This is a genomic window from Brevibacillus borstelensis, from assembly GCF_037834415.1.
Taxonomy (GTDB): domain Bacteria; phylum Bacillota; class Bacilli; order Brevibacillales; family Brevibacillaceae; genus Brevibacillus; species Brevibacillus borstelensis_A.
Genome location: NZ_JAUMSJ010000116.1, coordinates 1 through 613 on the forward strand (window position 1 = coordinate 1; position 613 = coordinate 613).

General features: G+C 47.3%; 1 protein-coding gene. It reads left to right on the forward strand.

Annotated elements, in window-relative coordinates; all coding sequences use genetic code 11:
- Positions 1-17 precede the first annotated feature (17 nt).
- A partial coding sequence (locus Q3F21_RS27205; protein WP_340259726.1) for a nucleotidyltransferase domain-containing protein occupies positions 18-613 on the forward strand: 596 nt, incomplete at its 3' end.

Genomic DNA, 613 nt, shown 5'->3' on the forward strand with positions numbered 1-613 from the left:
GAGAGGTGATAAGCCATATGTTACCTATTCACCAGCAATTCATTAATCAAGCTATGGAAAGAATCCGTCAGGATAGTCGCCTCACGGGGCTACTTGTCGGTGGTTCCGTCATTCGCGGGACAGTGGATGCATACAGCGATCTAGATTTGATCGTTGTATATGATATTGCATTCAAGGAAGAGATAATGGAGCAACGCATTCGAATCGCCAATTCGTTTGGCAGCCTGCTTTCAGCATTCACTGGCGAGCATGTCGGTGAACCTCGGTTGGTAATCTGTTTGTACGGACCTCAGCCGCTCCATGTCGACTTGAAGTTCATCTCCTCATCGGAGTTGGCAGTACGAGTCGAGAATCCACTCGTGCTTTGGGATCGCGATAATTCGCTACGTTCAATCATCAACGAAACATCACCTTCGTACCCTACTCCTTCTCCTCAATGGATGGAGGATCGATTCTGGGTATGGGTGCATTATGGAGCAACGAAGCTAGGCAGAGGCGAATTATTCGAGTTTATTGATTTGCTCTCTTATATACGAAGTGCCGTGCTTGGGCCCCTAATTCTTATGAATATCGGGCATATTCCATCTGGAGTACGTAGGCTGGAGCAATATGC